Annotated in this window: 22 protein-coding genes; 7 read left to right on the plus strand and 15 right to left on the minus strand. The window is 51.0% G+C overall.

The genetic code is table 11. The features are described from left to right. Positions 1–72: 72 nt before the first annotated feature. The 4 genes from aspS to GU926_RS09515 all read left to right on the plus strand — a co-directional run bounded on the left by aspS (position 73) and on the right by GU926_RS09515 (position 5034). Complete coding sequence (gene aspS / locus GU926_RS09500) at positions 73–1824, plus strand: aspartate--tRNA ligase (RefSeq protein WP_160691269.1); 1752 nt, start codon at positions 73–75, stop codon at positions 1822–1824. 578 nt (positions 1825–2402) lie between these two features. Continuing rightward, positions 2403–3269 carry an alpha/beta fold hydrolase gene (locus tag GU926_RS09505; RefSeq protein ID WP_160691270.1) on the plus strand — a complete coding sequence of 289 codons (867 nt, stop codon included), beginning with the start codon at positions 2403–2405 and terminating at the stop codon, positions 3267–3269. A gap of 9 nt (positions 3270–3278) precedes the next feature. Continuing rightward, positions 3279–4337 (plus strand): sensor histidine kinase, encoded by a 1059-nt coding sequence (locus tag GU926_RS09510; protein ID WP_160691272.1) that lies wholly within the window; start codon positions 3279–3281, stop codon positions 4335–4337. Continuing rightward, positions 4318–5034, plus strand: coding sequence for a LytR/AlgR family response regulator transcription factor (locus GU926_RS09515; RefSeq protein WP_160691274.1), 717 nt, complete (start codon positions 4318–4320; stop codon positions 5032–5034). Before GU926_RS09510 ends, GU926_RS09515 begins: the two co-directional genes overlap by 20 nt. 108 nt (positions 5035–5142) lie before the next feature. Here the strand turns inward: GU926_RS09515 and GU926_RS09520 are convergent, their stop codons facing one another. The 15 genes from GU926_RS09520 to GU926_RS09590 all read right to left on the minus strand — a co-directional run bounded on the left by GU926_RS09520 (position 5143) and on the right by GU926_RS09590 (position 20946). After that, the gene (locus tag GU926_RS09520) at positions 5143–6909 is read right to left on the minus strand and encodes a chloride channel protein (protein WP_198001396.1); all 1767 of its coding nucleotides are present in this window, start codon (positions 6907–6909) and stop codon (positions 5143–5145) included. A gap of 306 nt (positions 6910–7215) precedes the next feature. Then, a complete protein-coding gene (locus tag GU926_RS09525) occupies positions 7216–8592 on the minus strand; it encodes an NADH-quinone oxidoreductase subunit N (protein ID WP_160691278.1) in 1377 nt (458 codons plus the stop codon). Between the two features lie 42 nt (positions 8593–8634). Beyond that, the gene (locus GU926_RS09530) at positions 8635–10086 is read right to left on the minus strand and encodes a complex I subunit 4 family protein (protein WP_160691280.1); all 1452 of its coding nucleotides are present in this window, start codon (positions 10084–10086) and stop codon (positions 8635–8637) included. 10 nt (positions 10087–10096) lie between these two features. Next, the gene (gene nuoL / locus GU926_RS09535) at positions 10097–12052 is read right to left on the minus strand and encodes an NADH-quinone oxidoreductase subunit L (protein WP_160691282.1); all 1956 of its coding nucleotides are present in this window, start codon (positions 12050–12052) and stop codon (positions 10097–10099) included. Positions 12053–12112: 60 nt separating this feature from the next. Continuing rightward, the gene (nuoK, locus tag GU926_RS09540; protein WP_160691284.1) at positions 12113–12442 is read right to left on the minus strand and encodes an NADH-quinone oxidoreductase subunit NuoK; all 330 of its coding nucleotides are present in this window, start codon (positions 12440–12442) and stop codon (positions 12113–12115) included. Between the two features lie 344 nt (positions 12443–12786). Continuing rightward, a complete protein-coding gene (locus GU926_RS09545; RefSeq protein WP_160691286.1) occupies positions 12787–13302 on the minus strand; it encodes an NADH-quinone oxidoreductase subunit J family protein in 516 nt (171 codons plus the stop codon). Between the two features lie 36 nt (positions 13303–13338). Next, entirely contained in the window at positions 13339–13803 is a 465-nt protein-coding gene (locus GU926_RS09550; RefSeq protein ID WP_198001397.1) for a NuoI/complex I 23 kDa subunit family protein, read from the minus strand. A 120-nt stretch (positions 13804–13923) separates the two neighbouring features. Beyond that, positions 13924–14982, minus strand: a complete 1059-nt coding sequence (gene nuoH / locus GU926_RS09555; RefSeq protein WP_160691290.1) for an NADH-quinone oxidoreductase subunit NuoH — start codon at positions 14980–14982, stop codon at positions 13924–13926. Further along, entirely contained in the window at positions 14982–15986 is a 1005-nt protein-coding gene (locus tag GU926_RS09560; protein ID WP_160691292.1) for a 2Fe-2S iron-sulfur cluster-binding protein, read from the minus strand. Before GU926_RS09560 ends, nuoH begins: the two co-directional genes overlap by 1 nt. Before the next feature lie 117 nt (positions 15987–16103). Beyond that, on the minus strand, positions 16104–17447 hold the full coding sequence (nuoF, locus tag GU926_RS09565; protein ID WP_160691294.1) for an NADH-quinone oxidoreductase subunit NuoF: 1344 nt from the start codon (positions 17445–17447) through the stop codon (positions 16104–16106). Next, entirely contained in the window at positions 17429–17968 is a 540-nt protein-coding gene (locus GU926_RS09570; RefSeq protein WP_160691296.1) for an NADH-quinone oxidoreductase subunit NuoE family protein, read from the minus strand. The genes nuoF and GU926_RS09570 overlap by 19 nt, the downstream gene beginning before the upstream one ends. Positions 17969–18110: 142 nt before the next feature. Next, on the minus strand, positions 18111–19328 hold the full coding sequence (nuoD, locus tag GU926_RS09575) for an NADH dehydrogenase (quinone) subunit D (RefSeq protein ID WP_160691298.1): 1218 nt from the start codon (positions 19326–19328) through the stop codon (positions 18111–18113). A 68-nt stretch (positions 19329–19396) separates the two neighbouring features. Then, positions 19397–19903, minus strand: coding sequence for an NADH-quinone oxidoreductase subunit C (locus GU926_RS09580; protein ID WP_160691300.1), 507 nt, complete (start codon positions 19901–19903; stop codon positions 19397–19399). Between the two features lie 2 nt (positions 19904–19905). Beyond that, on the minus strand, positions 19906–20460 hold the full coding sequence (locus tag GU926_RS09585; protein ID WP_160691302.1) for an NADH-quinone oxidoreductase subunit B: 555 nt from the start codon (positions 20458–20460) through the stop codon (positions 19906–19908). Positions 20461–20562: 102 nt separating this feature from the next. Beyond that, complete coding sequence (locus GU926_RS09590; RefSeq protein ID WP_160691304.1) at positions 20563–20946, minus strand: NADH-quinone oxidoreductase subunit A; 384 nt, start codon at positions 20944–20946, stop codon at positions 20563–20565. Between the two features lie 450 nt (positions 20947–21396). Here GU926_RS09590 and GU926_RS09595 point away from each other — a divergent pair, with 450 nt between their 5' ends. From GU926_RS09595 to GU926_RS09605, 3 genes are all read left to right on the plus strand, one after another. Then, the gene (locus GU926_RS09595; RefSeq protein ID WP_160691306.1) at positions 21397–21945 is read left to right on the plus strand and encodes a hypothetical protein; all 549 of its coding nucleotides are present in this window, start codon (positions 21397–21399) and stop codon (positions 21943–21945) included. 115 nt (positions 21946–22060) lie between these two features. Beyond that, on the plus strand, positions 22061–22507 hold the full coding sequence (locus tag GU926_RS09600; RefSeq protein ID WP_232058285.1) for a nucleoside deaminase: 447 nt from the start codon (positions 22061–22063) through the stop codon (positions 22505–22507). Positions 22508–22576: 69 nt separating this feature from the next. After that, positions 22577–23188 (plus strand): superoxide dismutase, encoded by a 612-nt coding sequence (locus tag GU926_RS09605; RefSeq protein ID WP_160691308.1) that lies wholly within the window; start codon positions 22577–22579, stop codon positions 23186–23188. Positions 23189–23735 lie beyond the last annotated feature (547 nt).

Raw genomic sequence — 23735 nt, forward strand, 5'->3', positions numbered from 1 at the left:
ACGGCTTTCAAAAGAACAGAGGAGATTGTGTACCTTTGCCCATTGTTTTTGCGAATTAGAAAGAGAGATACCATGCTTCGTTCACACACCTGCGGCGAATTGCGCTTAGAGAATGTAGGCCAGGAAGTTGTCCTGACCGGTTGGGTACAGAAATCACGCGACAAAGGCGGCATGCTGTGGGTAGACCTGCGCGACCGCTACGGCATCACGCAGTTGATGCTGGAGGAAGGCGTTTCTAGCCCAGAGGCCCTCACCCTGGCGCGTACCTTGGGCCGCGAGTTTGTGATAAAAGCCACCGGCACCGTGATTGAGCGCGTGGCCAAGAATGACAAAATTGCCACCGGCGATATTGAGATAAAAGTAACCGCGCTGGAGATCCTGAACCCCGCCAAACTACCTCCTTTCTTAATTGAGGACGAAACCGACGGCGGCGATGACCTGCGCATGAAGTACCGGTATCTGGACCTGCGCCGTAACCCGGTACGCAAGAGCCTGGAGCTGCGTCACCGCATCGGTCAGCAGACGCGTTCGTATCTGGACGGCCAGGGCTTTATTGAGGTAGAGACGCCGGTCCTAATCAAATCCACCCCAGAAGGTGCCCGTGACTTTGTAGTGCCTAGCCGCATGAACCCCGGTGAGTTTTACGCCCTGCCACAATCGCCGCAGACGTTTAAGCAGTTGTTGATGGTGTCGGGCTTTGACAAATACTTCCAGATTGTGAAGTGCTTTAGAGACGAAGACTTGCGCGCCGACCGTCAGCCAGAATTCACCCAGATTGACTGCGAAATGTCTTTTGTGACGCAGGAAGACATCCTGAACACATTTGAAGGCTTGGTGAAGCAACTGTTCCGTGCCGTGAAAGGCATTGAACTGCCAGACTTCCCGCGCATGACGTACGCAGATGCGATGCGTCTGTACGGCTCAGACAAGCCAGACACCCGTTTCGGGATGCAGTTTGTAGAGCTGAATGACGTGGTGAAAAACAAAGGCTTTAAGGTATTTGATGATGCCGAGTTAGTGGTGGGCATCAATGCCTCTGGCAGCGCCCATTTCACCCGCAAGCAATTGGATGAGCTCACAGACTTCGTGAAGCGTCCACAGGTAGGTGCCACCGGTTTGGTGTATGCCCGCGTGCAGGAAGACGGAAGCGTAAAATCAAGCGTGGACAAATTCTACTCGCCAGAAGACCTGCAACTATGGGCGCAGGCCTTCAATGCGCAGCCGGGAGATTTACTGTTAGTCTTGGCCGGAGGCGCTGATAAAACCAGAAAAGCGTTGAACGAATTGCGCTTAGAGATGGGCACCCGATTAGGCATGCGCGACAAAGACACATTTTCTACGTTGTGGGTACTGGACTTCCCGCTCTTGGAGTGGGACGAGGAAAGCAACCGCTACCACGCCATGCACCACCCGTTCACCTCGCCTAAGCCCGAGGATATGGACCTGATTGACACCAACCCGGGCGCCGTGCGTGCCAATGCCTATGACATGGTGATTAACGGTGTAGAAGTAGGCGGTGGTTCTATCCGTATCCATGACCGTGCCGTGCAGTCACGCATGTTCAACCTGTTAGGTTTCACGCCCGAGGAAGCTCAAGCCCAGTTCGGCTTCTTACTAGATGCCTTTGAGTACGGTGCGCCTCCGCACGGTGGCATCGCCTTCGGGTTTGACCGCCTGTGCTCTCTGTTCGGTGGCGCAGACTCTATCCGGGATTTCATTGCTTTCCCTAAAAACAACTCGGGTCGTGACGTCATGATTGACGCACCGTCGCCAATCGCGCAAGCGCAATTGGATGAGTTGCAGATAGACACGAGATTGAAATAATTGCTGATTGTCAATTATTGATTGTTATAAAAAGAGCCTGCGGAGTTGCTACTTCGCAGGCTCTTTCGTTTTTGGCCTGTTTTGGTGAAAACGGACCAAAAACGAAATCGTAGCATCACTTTCTAATCACACGATACAGTTTACTACAAGCAGATTCTCCCCTTGAGGGGAGCGAAGAGGGGTGTCTGCTTTGCTGGGAATTGCGTCCCCAATCTTAATAGATCAAAACCACTTACACGATGTATAAAATCACATAAGACTTCAGAAGGAGTACTCTCCTGTATAAACACCCCTCTACGCTCCCCTCAAGGGGAGAATCTGCTTTGAGCAAGCGACAATGGTAGTGAGTAGGAACAATCCCCAAACAATCAGCAATTGGCAATTAGCAATCACTTTCGTTTTTGGCCTAATTTCCAGAAAACAACCCAAAAACGGCTTCACTTATCAAGCAAAATAAGCGCCTCTGCCGTTCACCCCTTCCATCAACCGCTCATCATATTTCCCTTCCCAAGCATGAACACTTCCTCCATATTTGTATCAATCAATCGCACTTAATAACATTTAACCAATACAAAACCATGAAAACAAAACTAACCTCTCTCCTAGCACTTCTGTTGTTCATCACGATTACAGCCCAAGCCAAAGTCCCTTCTTTCAAAGTAGTAAAGACCGGCAAAGGCCCCGCTATGATTTTGATTCCAGGTTTAAACTCCGATGGTGAGGTTTGGGACGAGACGGTGAAGCACTACCAGAAGAGCTATACTTGCTACGTGCTGACCTTACCGGGTTTCGCGGGACAGCCGGCCATCCAAACAGACCACTTCCTGAACACCGTACGCGACGAGATTATCACGTATGTGCAAGAGAACAAGCTTAAGAAACCAGTATTGGTGGGTCACAGCTTGGGCGGGTATATGACTCTAGCGCTGAGTGTGAAAGCGCCTGATTTGTTCGGGAAAGTGGTGGTGGTTGACGGTTTGCCGTACATTGGTGCCGCTCAGAATCCTGGAGCGACTGTAGAAACCATCAAGCCCATGGCCGAGCAAATGAAGAACTCCATGGCCAAGATGAGCCCTGAGATGCAGAAACAACAGGAAGCCAGCTACGGAGTGACCATGGCCACCGACTCTGCGCACATCAAAAAAGTAATTGACTGGGGCAGAAAGTCTGATTATAAAACCACCGGCCAGGCCATGTATGAAATGTATACCACTGACTTGCGCAAAGACATCGCCTCTATCAAATCTCCGGTGCTAGTGTTGGGTGCCTGGTACGGGTACAAAAATTACGGCGTGACCAAAGAGTTAACCACCAACATGTATAAAGGGCAATTTGCTAACTTGCCTACCGCCGAAGTTAAGATAGCAGACACCGCCCGCCACTTCATCATGTATGATGAGCCCACCTGGATGTTTGCACAGATGGACGCCTTCCTGCAGAAATAAGCACGGTTCATGTCAAACACACGTCAACAAAAATGGTATTGGGTCTGCCAGGGTATTGGCTGGACCCTTTACTTTTTAACGGGTCTGTTCATCAGTTACAAGTTTTTTAAGGGCTCCAGTACCATGTACGGCATCCAGTTCACCGGTGCTTTCTTGTTTCTGATGGCTACGCACCTGCAACGCTTCCTTTCCAAGAAATACCACTGGCAGAAACTGTCCATCCCCAGGCTGGCCCTTTTGATACTGCTCTACAATGCCGTCAGCTCTGTGCTGGTGCAATTGATTACCTATGCCCAGATGGTATTTAGCGGGGCTTACACGTGGAATCAGATGGAATTCTTGATTTTGCTCCTGTATTCCATCAACGGCACTTTGGTACTCACCGCGTGGTCGTCCTTTTATTTCGGGTTTCAATCCATCCAGCGTTGGAAAGCCAAAGAAGTAGAAACACTCAAACTGCAACTATCTTTGAAAGAAGCCGAGTTGGAGGCCATCCGGTCTCAACTTAATCCGCACTTTCTGTTCAACAGCCTCAACAACATCCGGTCTTTGGTCTTAGAAGATCCGTCTAAAGCCCGCGAGATGATAACGCGCCTGTCTGCCATGATGCGCTACGTGATTGGCTACAACCGCAACAACCTGGTGAGCGTGGCCGAGGAGCTGGAGTTTCTGGACCATTACGTGGCCCTGGAGAAAATCCATTTCGAGGACAAGCTGGCATTTTCTTCTGAGGTCTCTGATGATTTAAAATCAGCCGCCATTCCGCCGCTGGGCATTCAATTGCTGGTGGAGAACGCCATCAAACATGGCATTGGTACGCAGGCCAAAGGAGGGCACATTGCGCTTTCCCTACACCGATTGAATGGCCATTTACAAGTACAGGTAGAGAATACGGGTAAGCTAAGCACATCTTCTGCTCCTTCAGGCATTGGTATTCAGCGGTTGCTGGAGCGCGTAAACCATTCCCTGGACCAGCCCGGCACTTTTCAATTGCACCAATCCACAGACACCAGCGTGACCGCCACACTCACGCTTCCTTTTAAAGAATATGAGAATCTGCATCGTTGAAGACTCGCGGCTGGCGCGCCTGGAGCTGAAGCATTTACTTACCAAATTTCCGGAACTAGACCTGGTAGGCGAAGCCGAAAATGCCGAAGAAGGCATTGCCTTAGTAGAGGAACTTCGGCCGGACCTGCTTTTCCTAGACATTCACCTGCCCCAGAAGAACGGCTTTGAGTTATTGGAGTCCCTAGAGCATGTGCCGCAAGTTATCTTCACCACCGCCTATGACCAGTATGCTTTGCAGGCCTTCGAGCGGAATGCGCTGGACTACCTCATGAAGCCCATTGAGGAGAGCCGCCTGCGCCAAGCCGTGGAGAAAGCGCTGGCCAAACAGGAAGCGGTGAAGCCTGCCCTTGCCCCTTCTCAATTAAGTGAAGAAGACCGGGTGTTTGTGAAAGACGGCGAGCGCTGTTGGTTTGTGGCCTTAAAGCAGGTGCGCCTCATAGAATCCAACGGAAACTACGCCTTGCTCTCCTTCAACAATGAACGCCCCTGCATCCTCAAAACCCTAAATTACCTGGAAAGCCGCTTAGACCCCAAGGTATTCTTCCGGGCCAACCGCCAGCAGATTATCAATGTGAACTACATTGAACAAATCAACCCGTGGTTCAGCGGCAGCATCAAGATTCAACTGAGAGGTGGCGAGGAAGTAGAAGTATCCCGCAGGCAGACGCAGGTGTTCAAGGATCTGATGAGTTTGTAAAGCTTCGTTTTTGGCCTGTTTCCTGGAAAACAAGCCAAAAACGAAGCTCAGATACACCCACGCGTCTCAATTTGAGATTCAGCCCAGAGACGCGCGGGCTTGCTATTTTTAAGAGCGCTTGTTGATGCTCATCAGCTTTTGCCCCCTCAGCAATATTTTAAGGCCGTGCCGCTTCAGGGAAATGTGCGGGTCTTTCTGTTCGTGCTCCTCTACCCCCTGCTTGTACGCCGAAATAATGTCTCTGTAAGACAGCACGCCCATGACATGGTTGTCTTGGGCCACCACGGGCAGCATGTCCAGATTTTCCTTGGCCATCATCTCTACGGCGGTGCGCAGACTGTTTTCGGCGGCTACAGAGATATTCCGGCGCTTGATGAGGCTGCCTACTTTGTTGGTGCCCACATGGTGGTGGCTAAACAAGTTGGACGAGCTCACAATGCCCCTGAACTCATTCTCATTGCTGGCAATGATGAAGTAATTGCGCTGGTAGTCGGTTTCTTGGGAGAGCCAGGCGCGTACCTCGGCAATAGTGTTGTCTTCGCTTAGCACCAAGCCGTTCTCTTCTATCACTTGGGCCACAGTTACCTTCTCCAATAAATCTGGCTCATAGCTGTGCGGGGTTTTTACGCCTCGGCGGGCAATCTTCTCGGTCATGATGGTATTCTCCATCAAGAAGAAAGACACAAAGTAGGAACCCGTGCAGGCTGCCAGCAAAGGAAGCAGCGCATTTGACTGCATGGTCGTCTCCAGGGCAAACACAATGGAGGTAAGCAGCGCGCGCGAGGCTCCGGCAAACATAGCCGACATGCCCACCAAGGCCGCCAACGTAAGCGTGACGCCAGATGCCGGGAAAAAGTACAGAATCACGCTGCCTAATAAAGCACCAGTTGCCGCACCAATGGTCAACAAAGGAGCCAGCGTTCCGCCCGATGTTCCGCTGCCCAAGGCAATGGCCCAGGACAGGAACTTAAACAGGCACAAGGACAATATAATCTGCAGCGGCATGGACCCAGAGAGTATATCTGTGATGTTCTCATAGCCTACGCCCAGAGTACGCGGCGCAAAGTATCCTATTACCCCAACGCCTACTCCGCCCAGGGCCGGCCACCACATCCAATGGATGGGTAGTTTCTCAAAGCTGTCTTCCACAAAATACACGATCTTGGTCACTAGCACAGACAGCAGCCCCATGGCAATGCCAATGGTACTATAACCCGCCAGCGCCGTGTTGGACGGCACCCCAATGATTTGCTCAATAGGAAAGACCGGACCTTGCTCAAACAGAAGATGATGCCCGGCCGCCCCGGTAATACAGGCCAGCGCCACCGGGATAATAGACCGCGGCGAAAACTCAAACAAGAGCAGTTCAATGGCCAGGAAAATAGCTGCTATGGGACTCCCGAAGATAGCCGACATACCCGCCGTAGCGCCGGCAGCCAGCAAGATCTTCCGCTCATTGTGCGTGATTTTCAAAAGCTGCCCCAGCGTAGAACCTAAGGCCCCGCCTGTGGCAATAATCGGGCCCTCAGCGCCAAACGGGCCACCGGTGCCAATGGAGATGGCCGCAGAAATAGGTTTGAGGTAGGTGATGGTAGGCTTAATGCGGCTTTGGTTGGTTAGGATCTGCTCCATGGCCTCTGGTATTCCGTGCCCTCTAATCGCCTTGGAACCATACAACGCCATGAGTCCTACAATCGCGCCGCCAATCACGGGTACCACAATCACCCACAAGCCTAGTGTATTATTGGCAGGACTCATGTATTCAGTGGAAAGCACCCCGAAAAAGGAGATATTGGTGACCAGGTCAATCAGGTAGACCAAAAGCTTGGCGATGAAACTGATGACCACTGCCACCCCCACAGCCAAAGCGGCCATGAGTAAGAGGCGTTTCTTGTTATGCGAAGGGGGTGATTGTACGTGTTCTGCTTCTAAGGTTGGACGGAGAGAGAGGGCAATAGGAATACCTTGGTCTGTCATTTATCAATCAATTAAGTTTAAAAATCTTCGGGGGCAGATTCAACTTGCTCAATTCCTGTAAAAGGAGAGAGAAGCTAAACTTTAAAACGGCGAAACACCGGGTTCCGTTTTTAGCTTGTTTTCCAGGAAATAGGCCAAAAACGAGTAAAAACAGAAGAGGCGCTTTGTAGGCGCCTCTTCTGTTTGGTTGTATATGCTCATAGATTATAGCAAGTCGTTGAACAAGCCTGGCACAAGACCCATTAGCACGGTAAGCACCACTAAGGAAATCAAAGTAAAGCTGGCTAGGGCGTCTACGGTGATTCGCTCGCCGGCCGGGTCTTTCATGTACATGGCAATAATCACTCTGAAGTAGTAATAGATACCTACGGCAGACATCAAGATGGCCACCACAATCAGCCACAGCATGTCTTGCTCCAGGGCGGCAGAGAATAAGAACAGCTTACCGAAGAAACCACCCGTCAACGGAATACCCGCCAATGACAACATCGCCACAGTCATCACAAACGCCAGCAACGGATTGGTTTTGCCCAAGCCGTTGAACGCCTCATACGCATCTGACTTGCGCTCATCTGCCACATACTTCAAAATACCGAATGCCGCGATGGTAGCCACTGAATAGGCCAAGGAATAGAACAGGATAGCATTCTCAGAACGGTCATTGAAAGACGTCAAGGCAATCATCAAATACCCCGCGTGCGAGATACTGGAGTAGGCCAGCATACGCTTCATGCTGGTCTGGGCCACGGCACCAATGTTACCAATCAATAAGGTCAAGACGGTAATGGCCACTACGGTTGGGAACCACTGCTCATACACGCCGCCAAACGCCGCCGACATCAATTTGTAGAAAGCCGCAATACCAGCGGTCTTCACTACGGTAGACATGTAGCTAGTGAACACGGTAGGCGTACCTTCATACACGTCTGGCGTCCAGAAGTGGAAAGGCGCGGCACCTACTTTAAAGGTGATTCCTACCAATACCAACAGAAGTCCCATCAAAAGCAATGGGGCGTTGCCAGCGTCAATGTTTCTGGCAGCGTCAGAAATAATGGTCAGGTCAAAAGAGCCGGTGGCACCGTACAACAAAGCTACCCCAAACAAGATAATGCCTGTAAAGAAAGAACCCATCAAGAAGTACTTCATGGAAGCCTCATTGGACAGGATGTTGCGCTTGTCAGAACCAGCCAGAATGTACATGCTGATGGACATAATCTCAATGCCAATGAACAGCATCAAGAGGTTCTCATAGCCCACCATCATGATACCGCCCACCAAAGAGAAGAGCATCAGCGAGTAATATTCCGCCAGGTTCCCGTCTTCATCGCGGCCGTATTTGCTGGAGAACGGCAAGATGAACAGCGTGGACAGAATCATCACGGCGGCAAAGCCAATGGAGAAATTGTCCATGGTGAACATGTTGTTGAAATAGGTCTGGGGATTGTTCCAGTCCAGTAACGTAGCACCTAAGGAAACTGCCAAGAACAGCATTACCATAGGCATGAGTACCTTCTTAGATTTCATGAACCCTAAGAACAGGTTCACAATACCAAAAATAGAGAGTAGAATTAATGAGGTCATGTGCAGGTAATTTCTCCTGTGTATATAATATCGTCGCTAAACTTAGCGGTTAATCACGTTCAGCAACTGCCCAATGGCCGGTTCAGAGATGTTCAAAAACGTATTGGGGTTCAAGCCAATCCAGAACACCATTATCACCAAGGGCACCAACACGGCTTTCTCGGTAAAGGTCAGGTCTGTGAAAACATCCGTAATATGGTTGGTCTCGCCAAACATCACGCGCTGGAACATGCGCAACATGTACACGGCTCCTAAGATGATGGTCAAGCCGGCGATTGCTCCCATCCAGGCATTGTACTGGTACACGCCCATCAAGAGCAGGAACTCACCCACAAACCCATTGGTCAACGGCAAGGCCACCGCGCCCAGCATCAAGACCATAAAGCACACTGTCAGGAACGGGGCCTTCTGCGTGATTCCCCCCATGGCGGCAATCTCGCGGGTACCGGTGCGCTGTTGAATGATGTCAATGATGAAGAACAAGCCCACCACGTTGATGCCGTGGCTCAGCATCTGCACCATCACGCCTTGCAAGCCCTGCTCTGTCAACGTGAACAAACCAGCGGCAATCAGACCCACGTGCGAGATGGAAGAAAACGCAATCAGGCGCTTCATGTCATGCTGACGGATGGCGATGATGGCTCCGTAGACAATCCCGATGATGGCTAGAACGATGGCTACCGTAGACCATTGGCTTACGCCTAATGGTACTATTGGCAACAACCAGCGCAATACGCCATAGATACCCATCTTCAGCATTATACCAGAAAGCAACATGGTACCGGCGGCCGGAGCCTCGGCGTACGTGTCTGGTTGCCAGGTATGGAACGGGAACACCGGCATTTTAATAGCGAAGGCAATAAACAGGAACCAGAACAACCAGCTCTGCGTGCCCGCATCCAATACTAATTGATAGAAAGCCGAAAGCTCAGAGGTGTGCGTGCCCGGCGTCTGGAAATACAGATACACAAACGCGGCCAGCATAAACAAAGATCCGAAGACCGTGTACAAGAAGAACTTGAACGTCACCCGTATTCTGTTCTCCCCGCCCCAAAGGCCGGCAATAAAGTAGATTGGAATCAAGGCTACCTCCCAGAAGAAGTAGAACAAGAACGCATCCAAGGCAGTGAACACGCCAATCAGACCGGTCTGCATAAACAGAATCAAGGCATAGAATGACGACGGACGCTCATAGTTGTGCTTGAACGTGGACAGGATGATTAACGGCAATAAGAACACCGTCAACAACACCAGCAGTAAGCTGATGCCGTCCATGCCTACTTTGAACACAATGCCCGCAGACTCAATCCACGGAAGGTTAATCAAGTACTGGGCAGAGCTATCAGTCGGGTTGAAACCAACCCATGCCCAGATTCCCAAAAGCAATTCTACCAAGGCTGCGCCAAATGCTACTTTCTTGGCTCCCTGTCCTTTTACCAACAGTACCAGCAGTGCGGCCACAGCAGGCCATAAGATTAATAATGCGGTTAACATGTGTGGCCTATCAGATAATAAAGTTCAGCAATAAAATTAACGCGATGCCCAGCACCATCATCAGAATGTAAGAACCGGTGGCTCCGCTCTGGACAAAGCGCAAGGTGCGTCCGCCACCCAAAGTAGCTTTCCCGAAACCGTTCACGATTGGGTCAATCAGACCTTTCTCAACAAAGCGGTGCAAACCGGTAGACAGAGCCATAACAGGTTTTACAATGATGGCGTTGTACAGTTCATCCACGTAGTATTTGTTGTACACCAGCTTATGCAACGGCGACAAAGGGGCACCTTCTTCAGCAGGAACAGATTTCTTCTTGCCATAGATGACATAAGCCAAGATAATGGCAACTACTGCTACTGCCACCGACACGCCCATGAGCATGTATTCCGTCTCATGTGACAGGTGCTGTGCCTCAAACGCGCTTGGCACGGCTCTTCTGGCCAGTTCATAGATAGGCGACAAGAAGTTACCCAGCATGTGGTTCTGGCTGAATACCGCCGGCAAGCCCATGAATCCACCAATGGTAGAAAGAATGGCCAGGATAATCAAAGGAATGGTCATCACGGCGGGTGACTCATGCAAGTGCTTGCGTTGCTCCTCGGTGCCTCTGAACTCCCCGAAGAAAGCCAGATACAACAGTCTGAACATGTAGAAGGCCGTCATGAACGAAGTCAACAGACCAAATGCCCACATCACCTTGCTGTGCACAAATACGTGCGCCAACAACTCATCTTTAGAGAAGAAACCGGCAAACGGCGGAATACCAGAAATGGCCAACGTCCCGATTAAGAAAGTCAGGAAGGTGATAGGCAATACTTTTTTCAGGCCGCCCATTCTGCGCAAATCCTGCTCACCCGACATGGCGTGAATTACGCTACCCGCGCCCAAGAACAGAAGGGCTTTGAAGAAGGCGTGCGTCAACACGTGGAACAAAGAAGACGAATATGCCATCACGCCCAGCGCCAGGAACATATAGCCTAGCTGACTCACCGTAGAGTATGCCAATACTTTTTTGATGTCGTTTTGGAAAAGGCCAATGGTAGCGGCAAACAGAGCCGTAGCCAAACCAATGATGGCCACAAACTCAAGCGTGTCCGGCGCCAGGGTATAGAGCACGTTGGAACGTATCACCATGTAGATACCCGCCGTCACCATGGTAGCGGCGTGAATTAAGGCAGACACTGGTGTTGGACCCGCCATCGCGTCTGGCAACCACGTATAAAGCGGCAACTGAGCGGACTTACCCATAGCACCCACGAACAGCAAAAAGGTAATGGCAATCACTACGGCATCGTTTACCTGGTTCAGTTGTGAGGCTTGGTTGAACACCTCGCCGTAGCTCACGCTACCGTAGGTGATGAAGATTAAGAAGATACCCAGCAAGAAGCCTAAGTCACCAATACGGTTAATGATGAAGGCTTTCTTAGCGGCGTTGTTATAAGGTGTTACCTTGTTCCAGAACCCGATGAGCAGGTACGAGCAAAGGCCCACGCCTTCCCAGCCCACAAACATCATCACGTAGTTCGCACCCATCACCAGCAGAAGCATGGAGAACACAAACAGGTTAAGGAAGGAGAAGAATTTACCGAAGTTCTCATCATGGCTCATGTAGCCCGCTGAGTAGATATGAATCACAGAACCCACGCCCGTCACCAATAACAGCATCACCAGCGACAACTGGTCAATCTGGAAGGCGAACGGGATCTGGAGGTTGGCGACGTTAATCCAGTCAAAGATTTGCGTGGTGTACGGACGGTTGCCATAGCCCTCAAACCCAAAGAACAGGTACAAAGACAGCAGGAACGAGCCCAGGACAGAGGCACAGCCAATGAGTCCCGCCAGCCCTTTCGGCAATTTCCGGTTGCCAATACCGTTAATCAGAAACCCGATGAACGGCAGGAGCGGAATCAGCAACGTAATGAGACGCATCTCAGAATTGTTTGCCGGCAAAATAAATTCTTGCATTTGGTAAAGCGTATATGAAACGGTATGCTTAACAGATTCAGGCAGAGACTACACGTCTGTCTACCACTTCAATTTGTTCAGGAAATGTATGTCTGTGGTGCGCAGGTTGCGGTAGATCATCACAATGATGGCCAACCCCACGGCCACCTCGGCGGCAGCCACGGCCATGATGAAGAACACAAAAATCTGCCCGTTGGGATCTGAGCGGTACGCTGAGAACGCCGTGAGCAACAGGTTCACAGAGTTCAGCATGAGCTCCACGCACATAAAGATGATGATGGCATTACGACGGGTCAGAACTCCAATGATGCCAATACAAAACAGGGCGGTGCTGAAGAACAGATAGTAGTTCAGCGGGATGGTTCTGATTACCTCAGGTATCTCATTCATGGTCTTTGTATTCTCAGGAATTGCCTTGCCCGGGCGCATAAACGGCGGCCAAAGTTATTCCCATTTTTTGGTAAATCCACATTAAATTAAACCCTCTCCCCAGTTCCTGTTCTTAGGAGCCGGAGTACCTTCTCTGCCGTTTTTGGGCTCTTTTCAAGAAAATAGGCGAAAAACGCCTTTAATTGAAAATGCCTGTCTTTGGCTTTGAAGCCTGGAGGGGCTGCCTCCTCCTACCCACCCGTTTTTGGCTTGTTTTCTGGAAATCAGGCTAAAAACGAAGGAGCGGTCTGACAAGAAAAAAAGACAACATGCACAGCTGTCCTTTTCTGGCGCTTGTCTGCGCCTTAGAATCTGTTTTGCTCGCCCGGTTCGCGCTTGCCCAGCATGACGGCACCCGCCATGGCAGCCAGGAACAACACAGACGCCAGCTCAAACGGCAACAGGTAGTCCTTGAAAAGCACCTTGCCCAGGTTTTCTACCAGGCCAATCTGCGAATTGAAAGAAGCAGGGTCATAGGCTCCCGTGTTCACATCCTTCAGGGCGGCAATCATCACTACCAGCAAGATTCCGCCGGCAATGGCAGCGGCAAACTTACTCAGGTTGGACTTGTGCACCTCGGTGTCTTCGCGCATGTTCAGAAACATGATCACAAACAGGAACAACACCATGATGGCCCCCATGTACACAATAAAGTTCACAGCCGCCACAAACTGGGCATTGAGCATGATGTAATGGCCCGTCAAAGAGAAGAAGGTCAGGATCATGAACAAGATGCTGTACACTGGGTTCTTGGACACCACTACCCCAATGGCAGCAAACAAGGTCAAGAAGGTTAAGAAATAGAATAAATTACCCGTCATATCAATGGTTGGTGATGATCGCGTGTTGGTGAGAGATTAGTTAGGGGCAGAAGTAGGCATGGGCTCCACCAAACGGTCTTTGCCGTAGATGAACTCGTCGCGCTCGTATCTGGCCGGGGCCGTCTTGTCGTTCTGCAGGAAGATGGCCGCCTTGGGGCAGGCTTCTTCACACAGGCCGCAGAAGATGCAGCGCAGCATGTTAATCTCATAGCTCACCGCGTATTTCTCTTCGCGGTACAAGCCTTCCTCCCCTCTCTTGCGCTCACCGGCTACCATGGTAATGGCCTCGGCCGGACAGGCTACGGCACAAAGACCACAGGCCGTGCAACGCTCTCTGCCCTGCTCGTCACGTTTTAAGACGTGCAAGCCCCTCCACACCGCACTCATAGGGCGGGTTTCTTCTGGGTACTTAATAGTCGCCTTCTTTTTAAAGAAGTGGCGCATGGTGATAGAAAGACCCTGGAAAATGGCGGGGAGATACATTCTCTCCGAAAAATTCATGGGTTTCTTCTCCAGCTTCTTTGCTCTATTACTTAATGATTGCATATCAATCTGGTCTTTAAATAGTAGGTAAGGCTTTTCTCAAATAGAAAGAAGCATCACAATGGTGCAGGCAATCGTTTATCTGAAGTATTCTTCCTTCAGTAAAATGGCACCCGCTGTCAAGATCACGTTCAGGATGGACAACGGAATCAAGATTTTCCAGCCCAGGTTCATCAATTGGTCATACCGGAAGCGCGGCAAGGTCCAGCGCACCCACATGAAGAAGAAGATGAAGAAGAAAATCTTGCCAAACAAGGCCACCGTACCCAGGATGGTCACCACGTTGTGCGGCAAGCCCAGGTCATACATGAATGGGAAGTTATAGCCGCCAAAGTACAGCGTAGACATCACGGCAGAGGCCACAAAGATGTTCACGTACTCCGCAAACAGGTACAAGCCCATGCCCATAGAACTGTACTCCGTGTGGTACCCGCCAATCAGCTCGGTCTCGCACTCAGGCAAGTCAAACGGAACGCGGTTGGTCTCAGCAAAGGCACAGGTAATGAAGATGATGAAGCCTACCGGCTGGTAGAAGATGTTCCAGTTGAAGCCAGAGATCCCGAACAGGTCTGCTCCCTGCTGCTCAGCTATGCCGCGCATGGAAAGCGTTCCAGACAGCAACAGCAACGCAATGATGGACATACCCATGGCCAGCTCATAGCTGATGTTCTGCGAAGCCGCTCTAATGGCACCCAGCAATGAGAACTTGTTGTTAGACGCCCAGCCACCAATCATGATGCCGTACACGCCCAAGGCCACTACCCCGAAGATGTAGAGAATGCCGATGTTCACCTCAATGGCCTGCAACGGAATGACCATGTCCCCAATGATGAGGGTATTGCCAAACGGAATCACGGCGCTGGCCATACAGGCCGTCAACATGGCCAGTGATGGACCAGCCACAAACAGGAACTTATTGGCATTGGCCGGCACGAACTCCTCTTTGAAGAAAAGCTTAACGGCATCTGCCAGAGGCTGCGCCAACCCAAACGGACCCGCCCGGTTGGGTCCCACGCGGTCCTGGATGAACGCCGCCACCTTGCGCTCTGCGTAGGTAGAGTACGTGGCAATCAGCAGGGTAATGCCAAAAATGGCGAAGATGATGGCTGCCTTGATCAATAATAGGGTTAGCTCCATTATACTTGTCTTCCTAGGTTAAAAGGAGTGGATTTTAAATCTTCTTCGGTTGATCCTGGCAAGTTAGGCACCACCGGTACGTTCAACACCGGCAACTCATAGTGGTTGGCAGAGATCACAGAACCCTGGTCAATGTGACGAGGCCCTTCAATGGTCCAGTCCTGCGGATCTTTGTGGTCAAAGCGGCATTCGTTGCAGATGAACTCCTGCACCTCGCCGTACTTGTCTTTCCGGCCCGTAACACGCAATACGTCATTGCCGCGCATCCACAGCACCACTTTACCAGAGCAGGTAGGGCAGTCGCGGTGGGCATCCATGGGTTTGGTGAACCACACGCGGTTTTTGAAACGGAACGTCTTGTCAGTCAAGGCGCCTACCGGGCACACGTCAATCACGTTCCCAGAGAACTCGTTGTCAATCACGTTTTCAATGTAGGTACCAATCTCGGCGGCATCGCCTCTACCCAACACGCCGTGCACGCGCTTGTCCGTAATCTGGTCAGCGGTGTATACGCAGCGGTAGCACAGGATGCAACGCGTCATGTGCAGTTGAATCAATGGGCCTATGTCCTTTTTCTCAAACGTGCGGCGCTCTTCTTCATACCGCGTAGCCGATGTGCCGTGCTCATAAGAGAAGTTCTGCAAATCGCACTCACCGGCCTGGTCGCAGATTGGGCAATCCAGTGGGTGGTTAATCAACAGCATTTCCACCACGCCTTTGCGGGCGGCCAGTACGTCTGGATTGGTAGTGTTCTCCACCACCATGCCGTCTTGTACCGGGGTAATGCAGGAAGCCACCAGCTTAGGCATAGGGCGCGGGTCTTTGGCAGAACCAGCCGCTACCTTAACCAGGCAAGCCCGGCACTTTCCGCCGCTTCCTTTCAAAGGAGTATAATAGCACATGGCCGGAGGAACCACATCGCCGCCTATTTTACGGGCTGCGTTGAGGATGGTAGTTCCCTCTTCTACCTCCACCTCTATGCCATCAAAAGTTATCTTTACCATTTCACTATCTTGTTGATTGCTGGTTGTCACCTGTAGGTGAACATCAGCAAATGGCTATTTAATCTATTGCTCGTTTTTGGCTTCTTTTCTGCAAAACAGGCCAAAAACGAAATTCTTTTAGGCTAACACCGAAGCATTCTTGTTGAACACCGCACCCGGAGAAGTTGCCTGCTCTGGATGTTTCACGTGCCACTCAAACTCTTCCCTAAAGTGACGAACCGCAGCCGCTACCGGCCAGGCTGCCGCATCACCCAACGGGCAGATGGTATTCCCTTCAATCTGCTTAGCAACGCTCACCAGCAAGTCTATGTCATGCATGTGGCCATGGCCGTATTCAATGCGGTGCAAGACTTTCTCTAACCAACCGGTTCCTTCACGGCATGGGCTACACTGTCCGCACGACTCATGGTGGTAGAAACGGGCCAGGGTCCAGGTATGGCGCACAATACAGGTCTGGTCATCCATCACGAAGAAACCGCCCGAACCCAACATGGTACCCGTGGCAAAACCACCATCAGAAAGCGACTCATACGTCATCAATCTATCCTCGCCAGCGGCGGTTTTCAAGATTAAATCCTTTGGCAGAATTGGAACTGAAGAACCACCGGCAATGACGGCTTTCATGTCACGGCCTTTCCAGATGCCACCGCAGTATTCATCTGAGTAGATGAATTCTTCAACCGGCACGCCCAGCTCAATCTCGTACACGCCCGGCTTATTGATGTTACCACCAGCGGAAATCAATTTGGTACCTGTGCTGCGTCCTACACCAATCTTGGCGTATTCAGCGGCAGTGTTGGTGATAATCCAGGGAACAGTTGCAATGGACTCCACGTTATTCACCACCGTTGGCGAGCCGTAAAGGCCCCACACCGCCGGGAAAGGTGGCTTGTTACGCGGGTTACCGCGCTTGCCTTCCAAAGATTCTAGTAAAGCCGTCTCTTCGCCGCAGATGTACGCGCCACCGCCTGGGTGCACGTGTAAATCCAGAGAGTAACCGCTTCCTAAGATGTTCTCACCCAAGAAACCGTTGGCATAGGCTTCGGCAATGGCTTTCTCCAGAATGCGTAGGATGTACATTAACTCCCCGCGTATGTAGATGTAAGAGGTGCGGCAACCCAAGGCGTAGCTAGACGTGATCATGCCTTCCACCAAAAGGTGCGGCAGTTTTTCCATCAGGTAGCGGTCCTTGAAGGTGCCTGGCTCAGACTCATCTGCGTTGCACACCAGGTAACGTGGTTTGCCTTCTGGCTTAGCCAAAAAGCTCCACTTCATTCCCGTAGGGAAACCGGCGCCACCACGGCCTCTCAAGCCAGACGTTTTCACTTCTTCCACCACTTCCTCTGGGGACATGGTCTTCAACGCTTTCTCTACAGAGGCGTAGCCACCGTGCTTGCGGTACACGTCAAAGGTTTCAATGCCTTCAACGTTGATATGTTCCGTTAATAATTTTCTTCCCATGGTTTCTTCACCGTTGAAGCTTTCAGGTCTTCCAGCAACTGATCTGCGCTGGCAGCGTCCAAATTCTCATAATACTGCTCTCTCACCTGCAACATTGGGCCGGTACCGCAAGAGGCAAGGCACTCCACGGTCTTCAAAGTAAAGTTTCCGTCTGCGCTGGTCTCACCCACGGCACAACCCAACTTGTTCTCCAAGTGCTGAATCAACTGATCTGAGCCGCGCAGCATGCAGGGCCCCGTTCGGCAAACCTCCAACACGTGCTTGCCCACCGGTTTCAGGTTGAACATGGTATAAAAGGTGGCCACCTCATACACCTCTATTGGCTGAATGTTCAGGATTTCGGCTACCTTGTCCATCGCCTCTGGGCTTATCCAGCCGCCAAACTCGGCCTGCGCAATGTGCAGGATGGGCAACAACGCTGACTTCTGACGGTCTGCCGGGTAATGGGACATGTAACGCCGAATCTCGGCTAGGGCCCCCTCTGAGAACTGTACTTCTTTCTTTTCTGCTGGTTGATCCATTGTGGTCAGTGAACAGGATCCAGTAAACAATAAGCAGTTGTATCTGCTAACTGTGCTTCCCTATTCCTTTATATATAACAGGATGCAATGTATTCTTGTGCTCTGCTAACTGATAACTATTTACTGTTACCTGTTAACTGTCTTAAGCGTCTAGCTCACCGGCAATCACATTCATAGAAGAAAGGATCACAATGGCATCTGACAACTGCGTGCCCACCACCATTTCTGGGTAGGCTTGGTAGTAAATGAAGCAAGGTCTTCTGAAGTGCAAACGGTACGGCGTGCGGCCGCCGTCAGACACCAGGTAGAAACCTAGTTCGCCGTTACCGCCTTCTACTGAATGGTAGACTTCACCGGCTGGTGCGTCAATCTCGCCCATTACAATCTTGAAGTGGTAAATCAAGGCTTCCATGTTGCGGTACACCTCTTGCTTTGGCGGCAGGAAGAACTCTGGCGCATCTGCATGGTAAGGACCTTCTGGCAAGTTGTCAATGGCCTGCTGAATGATGCGCAAGCTCTGCCAGATTTCCTCATTCCGCACCATGAAGCGGTCATAAGTATCGCCCTTGGTGCCTACCGGAATGTCAAACTCAAAGTCTTGGTAAGAAGAGTAAGGATTCATAACGCGCACGTCATAGTCCACGCCGGCAGCTCTCAGATTAGGACCTGTGAAGCCGTAGTTCAAGGCACGCTCTGCGGTAATAGGACCCACGCCTTCCACACGGTCCACAAAGATGCGGTTGCGGTTGAACATGGTCTCAAACTCCCGCATCACAGCCGGGAACTCAGCTAAGAATTTTCTGATTTTTTCAATGGCCAACGGCGAAAGGTCACGCTCCATGCCGCCAATTCTACCCATGTTGGTCGTCAGACGGGCACCGCAGATCTCCTCGTAGATCTCATAGATTTTCTCACGCTCCTGGAACACGTACAAGAAGCCCGAGAAGGCGCCCGTGTCCACACCCAGAATAGAGTTACAGATCAAGTGGTCCGCAATACGGGCCAGCTCCATCACAATCACTCTAATGTATTCGGCACGTTTTGGAACCGTCACGCCTAACAGCTTCTCCACTGTCATCCACCAACCCATGTTGTTGATAGGTGAGGAGCAGTAGTTCATGCGGTCAGTGAGCGGTGTAATCTGGTAGAAGGCGCGGCGTTCGGCAATCTTCTCAAAGGCGCGGTGAATGTAGCCAATGGTAGGAACGCCAGAAACGATCTTCTCACCATTCATCTGTAGAATGTTCTGGAAGATGCCGTGCGTGGCCGGGTGCGTAGGACCTAAGTTGAGAGTGGTTAACTCCTGTACGTAGGTGTCCGTGGTGTTAATCTCTGTAGTAGTTGTTTTGTCTAACTCCATGATGGCTGTTAGGGTATGCGGCTAAAGCCGATGACCGCCTTTATGGGCAATCCTCGGCTGGGGCCATTTTATCTTCCGAAGAAGGTATTAATCTTGTCTTCGCGGGTTTGGTCTTCCAGCGGGAACTCCTTGCGCATGGGGAACACTTCCATCTCTTCCACATTTAGAATGCGGATCAAGTTGGGGTGGCCCTCAAACCGGACGCCGTAGAAATCCCAGGTCTCGCGCTCCATCCAGTTGGCGGTGGCGTACAGGTTGGTAGCAGTAGGCACCACGGCATCATCCTCAGAGAAGAAGATTTTAATGCGCAGGCGCACATTGTGCACCAGGCTGTGCACATGGTAGATCACGCCCAGCTCCTGCCCCTTGTTGTCTGGGTAATGGATGCCGCACATGGTGGTGAGGAACTGGAACTGCATCATCTCATCATCATACAGCGCCTGCAGCATGGGAATGATATTTTCACGGGTAGTGGTCACGGTGACCAGACCGTACGGCTCCTGGATATCAAACACCTGGTCCCCAAACTTCGCTTGAAGGTTCTGGATGAGGAGTTCGTTGGTAAGTTCGGACATGCCTATTTAATGTTGTAAGAAGCTAGTAATGCTTGATATTCTGGTGAGTTACGGCGGCGCAGGGACTCATTGGCAGCCAAATCCTGGATGCGCATGAGGCCGTCCAAAATCTGCTCTGGGCGCGGCGGGCAGCCCGGCACGTACACGTCTACCGGTACCACGCGGTCAATACCTTGCAATACGCTGTAAGAGTCAAAGATACCTCCGCTGGTAGCGCACGCGCCCACGGCAATCACCCAACGGGGCTCGGCCATCTGCTCATACACCTGCTTTACCACTGGCGCCATTTTCTTGGCAATGGTCCCCATCACCATGAGCAAGTCTGCCTGCCGCGGAGAGAAGCTGGGACGCTCAGACCCGAAACGGGAAATGTCATAGTGAGAACCCATGGTGGCCATGTACTCAATACCGCAGCAAGACGTCGCAAACGGCAAAGGCCACAAAGAGTGCTTGCGGGCCAGGCCCACCACCTTCTCAAAAGAGGTGGCAAAGAAACCAGAACCCTCCATGCCCTCAGGGGCATTCACCATGGTAATATCGCTTTTGTTATCGCTCATGTTAGTTTTCGCTTGTTTTCTGGAAAAGAGGCCAAAAACGCCCATACCCAGAACACGAGTAAGCTTATAATAGTTTGTTGCCAGCGGCGGTAAAATGCAATTCTACTCCCACTTAAGGACGCCTTTCTTGAGAACGTAGTAGAAACCGGTCAAAAGTAATCCCATGAACAGAATCATCCACACAAAGCCGTCCACGCCCAGCGCCCTGAAGTTCACGGCCCATGGATACAAGAAAATCACCTCCACGTCAAAAAGTACAAAGAGGATGGCAATCAGGAAATATTTGATGGAGATGGGGGCACGGGCATCACCCTTGGACTCTATGCCGCACTCCCAGGAGGCGTCTTTCACCTTGCTGTGGCGCTTGGGACCAATGAGGTGGGTGACCACCATGGCAAAAACCACAAAGCCCAAAGCAGCCGCGAACTGAATCACAATGGGCAGGTAATCGCCGGGTAAATATTGCGCAGTTGTTGTAGGTTCCATAATAAAGCAAATTAGGTGGCAAAATTAGGTACTATTACCTAAGATTCAAAGGAAAATACAGAATGGTACAGGATCCTGAGGATACTATCGATTGGACTTGGCTTTTTCTAAAATCTTCTTGGTCAAACGATATTCCTTTTAGAAAAAATCAAATAAAACCGGGCACTTCTGTTATTATTCTCAAAAAAATTCTTTCTTTACATAGCAGAACAGAAATGTTCGCTTCAGGTTTAGCGGTCTCCCCCTCAGACGCTAGGCCTTCCTTGTTTGAATTATTCAAGCTTTCTTCAAACATGGCAAAAGCCCGGTTATTTTAGCCGGGCTTTTTCTCTGCCCGCTCAGCATTTGAAAAGCTCCTCTTTTCTCCCCTACCTTTGCGCCACCTTCTGCCGGAACTTACCGGCCCGGTATTTGCTTTTAGCCGCTAAGGCACCAACACCCTTATATAGTATGAACAGAAAATATCTGATAGCGCTCCTTCTCCCGTTTTTGCTGGCCTTTGCCGGTCCTAAGCTGAAGAAGGTAGCCATTACCAAGACTGTGAGCTTATCCGTTCCAGAGACGTTTACCGTGATGCCTGATGATGGCATTGCCAAGGAATATCCGGCGGCGCGCAAACCAGTGGGCGTTTTTACCAGCCCAGACGGCCAGATTGACATCAGCGTAAACCAGCGCCCCAGCACGTTCCCAGAGGGAGACGTGGAAATGATGCAGGCGTTTTACAAGGCGTCCATCCAGCGCATGTTCTCTGAGGTGAAATTCATTAAAGAGGAAAGCCAGAAGATCAACGGCCGCGATTTTTTAGTGTTTGAGTTTGTCTCTACCGTTAAAGACGAGCGCAAGACCGTGCAATTGGCCCCGGTGAGAAAGTACACCATCATTCAGTACACCTTCTTAAAAGACCAGATGCTCATCTTCAGCTTTAACGCCCCGGCACAATTGCAGCCGCAGTGGCAGGAAACGGCCAGGGAGATCATGGCGAGCGCCCAAGTCAAGTAATTTTTATCGTTTTTGGCCTCTTTTCCAGAAAACAGGCCAAAAACGCTTTTGTAACATAGCAGAACGGGTAGCGGTAAACAGAGCTACCCGTTTTTCATTTAACCCAAACCCAGCCGTGCTCAGCATACACTCAGACGAACATTTCATGCGCGAAGCCTACAAGCAAGCGCAATACGCCTTAGAGGAAGGCGAAATCCCAATCGGCGCCGTCATTGTCTGCCAGAACAAGATCATTGCCCGCGCCTACAACCAGACTGAGAAGCTGAACGACGTCACCGCGCACGCCGAGATGCTGGCCTTTACCGCCGCCGCCAACCATTTGGGCAACAAGTACCTGCATGACTGCACCTTGTATGTGACCGTAGAACCCTGCGTGATGTGCGCTGGCGCCAGCTACTGGTCACAGTTAAAGCGCGTAGTCTATGCCGCCGCAGATGAGAAGCGCGGTTATAGAAGAACCGGCGTGAACCTGTTGCACCCCAAGACCGAACTGGTGGCGGGCATACTGGCGAACGAGTGCAGCCAGCTCATGTCTGATTTTTTTAGAGCGAAAAGAATTTAGATTATCTTTGGCGCAGTCCGTATGTCTATACAGACATCACTTATTGTAAAACCTTAACCTCAGAAAACTATGGCATTTGAACTTCCGCAACTTCCGTATGCGTACGATGCGCTTGAACCGCACATTGACCGTCAGACCATGGAAATCCACCATACCAAGCACCACCAGGCCTACACTACCAACTTGAACAACGCCATTCAAGGCACTGACAAAGAAGGTCAGTCTATTGAAGAGTTGTTGCGTGATGCGGTAAAAACCCCTGCTATTAGAAACAACGGCGGTGGCTATTACAACCACAACCTGTTCTGGACCATCTTGAGCCCGAACGGCGGCGGTAACCCAACCGGCCCGGTAGCCGAGGCGATAGACAAGGCCTTCGGGTCTTATGACGCGTTCAAAGAAGAGTTTACTAAGGCTGCTACTACGCGTTTCGGGTCTGGCTGGGCTTGGCTGTGCGCTGTTGAAGGCGGCGGTGTGCAAATCTGCTCTACCGCTAACCAAGACAACCCCTTAATGGAAGGCGTTGAATCTTGCGGCGGTCTGCCTATCCTTGGCCTGGATGTTTGGGAGCACGCCTATTACCTGAAATACCAGAACCGCAGACCAGAGTACATCACAGCATTCTTCAACCTCATCAACTGGGACGAAGTAAACCAGCGCTACGCCCAAGCCAACGGCTAAGCGATTCTGCGCTTCATGCAATAAAAAAAGTCCCACTGTTTACAGTGGGGCTTTTTTTATGTAGCTATTGGTTTCAAGTCACGATTACTGCAAAACCGTTTTTGGCCTATTTCCCAGAAAACAGCCCAAAAACGAAGAGACCTATAAAGTTTTGAAAACCTCACAGGTCTCATGCGCCAACTCAAAAGACGCTCGCAGCGTCCGGCAGGACCTGCGAGCGTCTGCGCCAATGCCATCTCAAACCGCAGATTCCCCCCTTGAGGGGAGCGTAGAGGGGTGTTTACACCAGCGAGCATAACTCTGAAGAAGCGTGTTTACAGCTGTAGAAAAATCAGCAACGAAGGCAATGCGTTAGAGAAAAGGCAATGCCGTTGTCTCTACATGACCTTCTGCGCATTTCGTCTTGGGGGATGACTTACTCGTGCAGGATAGCCTCAGCAAAAGAAGACATTACCCAATGGTTTCGCGGTACCCGCGAGGGTAGTCTGGAGACTACCCTCCATATGTAGGCACGCGTCTGGAGACTCGCGCTAGTCATTTGCCGCCT

The sequence above is a fragment of the Nibribacter ruber genome, from assembly GCF_009913235.1.
GTDB lineage: Bacteria > Bacteroidota > Bacteroidia > Cytophagales > Hymenobacteraceae > Nibribacter > Nibribacter ruber.

What these genes read in the sequence shown, in the direction of transcription:
- GU926_RS09590 (WP_160691304.1), bottom strand. Translation starts at nt 20,946, where the DNA reads ATGGAACCTACAACAACTGCGCAATATTTACCCGGCGATTACCTGCCC.
- GU926_RS09520 (WP_198001396.1), bottom strand. Translation starts at nt 6,909, where the DNA reads ATGGCCGCTTTGGCTGTGGGGGTGGCAGTGGTCATCAGTTTCATCGCC.
- nuoK (WP_160691284.1), bottom strand. Translation starts at nt 12,442, where the DNA reads ATGAATGAGATACCTGAGGTAATCAGAACCATCCCGCTGAACTACTAT.
- GU926_RS09560 (WP_160691292.1), bottom strand. Translation starts at nt 15,986, where the DNA reads ATGGTAAAGATAACTTTTGATGGCATAGAGGTGGAGGTAGAAGAGGGA.
- GU926_RS09595 (WP_160691306.1), top strand. Translation starts at nt 21,397, where the DNA reads ATGAACAGAAAATATCTGATAGCGCTCCTTCTCCCGTTTTTGCTGGCC.
- nuoF (WP_160691294.1), bottom strand. Translation starts at nt 17,447, where the DNA reads ATGGGAAGAAAATTATTAACGGAACATATCAACGTTGAAGGCATTGAA.
- GU926_RS09530 (WP_160691280.1), bottom strand. Translation starts at nt 10,086, where the DNA reads ATGTTAACCGCATTATTAATCTTATGGCCTGCTGTGGCCGCACTGCTG.
- GU926_RS09515 (WP_160691274.1), top strand. Translation starts at nt 4,318, where the DNA reads ATGAGAATCTGCATCGTTGAAGACTCGCGGCTGGCGCGCCTGGAGCTG.
- nuoH (WP_160691290.1), bottom strand. Translation starts at nt 14,982, where the DNA reads ATGGAGCTAACCCTATTATTGATCAAGGCAGCCATCATCTTCGCCATT.
- nuoD (WP_160691298.1), bottom strand. Translation starts at nt 19,328, where the DNA reads ATGGAGTTAGACAAAACAACTACTACAGAGATTAACACCACGGACACC.
- GU926_RS09585 (WP_160691302.1), bottom strand. Translation starts at nt 20,460, where the DNA reads ATGAGCGATAACAAAAGCGATATTACCATGGTGAATGCCCCTGAGGGC.
- aspS (WP_160691269.1), top strand. Translation starts at nt 73, where the DNA reads ATGCTTCGTTCACACACCTGCGGCGAATTGCGCTTAGAGAATGTAGGC.
- GU926_RS09545 (WP_160691286.1), bottom strand. Translation starts at nt 13,302, where the DNA reads ATGACGGGTAATTTATTCTATTTCTTAACCTTCTTGACCTTGTTTGCT.
- GU926_RS09580 (WP_160691300.1), bottom strand. Translation starts at nt 19,903, where the DNA reads ATGTCCGAACTTACCAACGAACTCCTCATCCAGAACCTTCAAGCGAAG.
- GU926_RS09550 (WP_198001397.1), bottom strand. Translation starts at nt 13,803, where the DNA reads ATGAATTTTTCGGAGAGAATGTATCTCCCCGCCATTTTCCAGGGTCTT.
- GU926_RS09525 (WP_160691278.1), bottom strand. Translation starts at nt 8,592, where the DNA reads ATGACCTCATTAATTCTACTCTCTATTTTTGGTATTGTGAACCTGTTC.
- GU926_RS09505 (WP_160691270.1), top strand. Translation starts at nt 2,403, where the DNA reads ATGAAAACAAAACTAACCTCTCTCCTAGCACTTCTGTTGTTCATCACG.
- GU926_RS09605 (WP_160691308.1), top strand. Translation starts at nt 22,577, where the DNA reads ATGGCATTTGAACTTCCGCAACTTCCGTATGCGTACGATGCGCTTGAA.
- GU926_RS09570 (WP_160691296.1), bottom strand. Translation starts at nt 17,968, where the DNA reads ATGGATCAACCAGCAGAAAAGAAAGAAGTACAGTTCTCAGAGGGGGCC.
- nuoL (WP_160691282.1), bottom strand. Translation starts at nt 12,052, where the DNA reads ATGCAAGAATTTATTTTGCCGGCAAACAATTCTGAGATGCGTCTCATT.
- GU926_RS09510 (WP_160691272.1), top strand. Translation starts at nt 3,279, where the DNA reads ATGTCAAACACACGTCAACAAAAATGGTATTGGGTCTGCCAGGGTATT.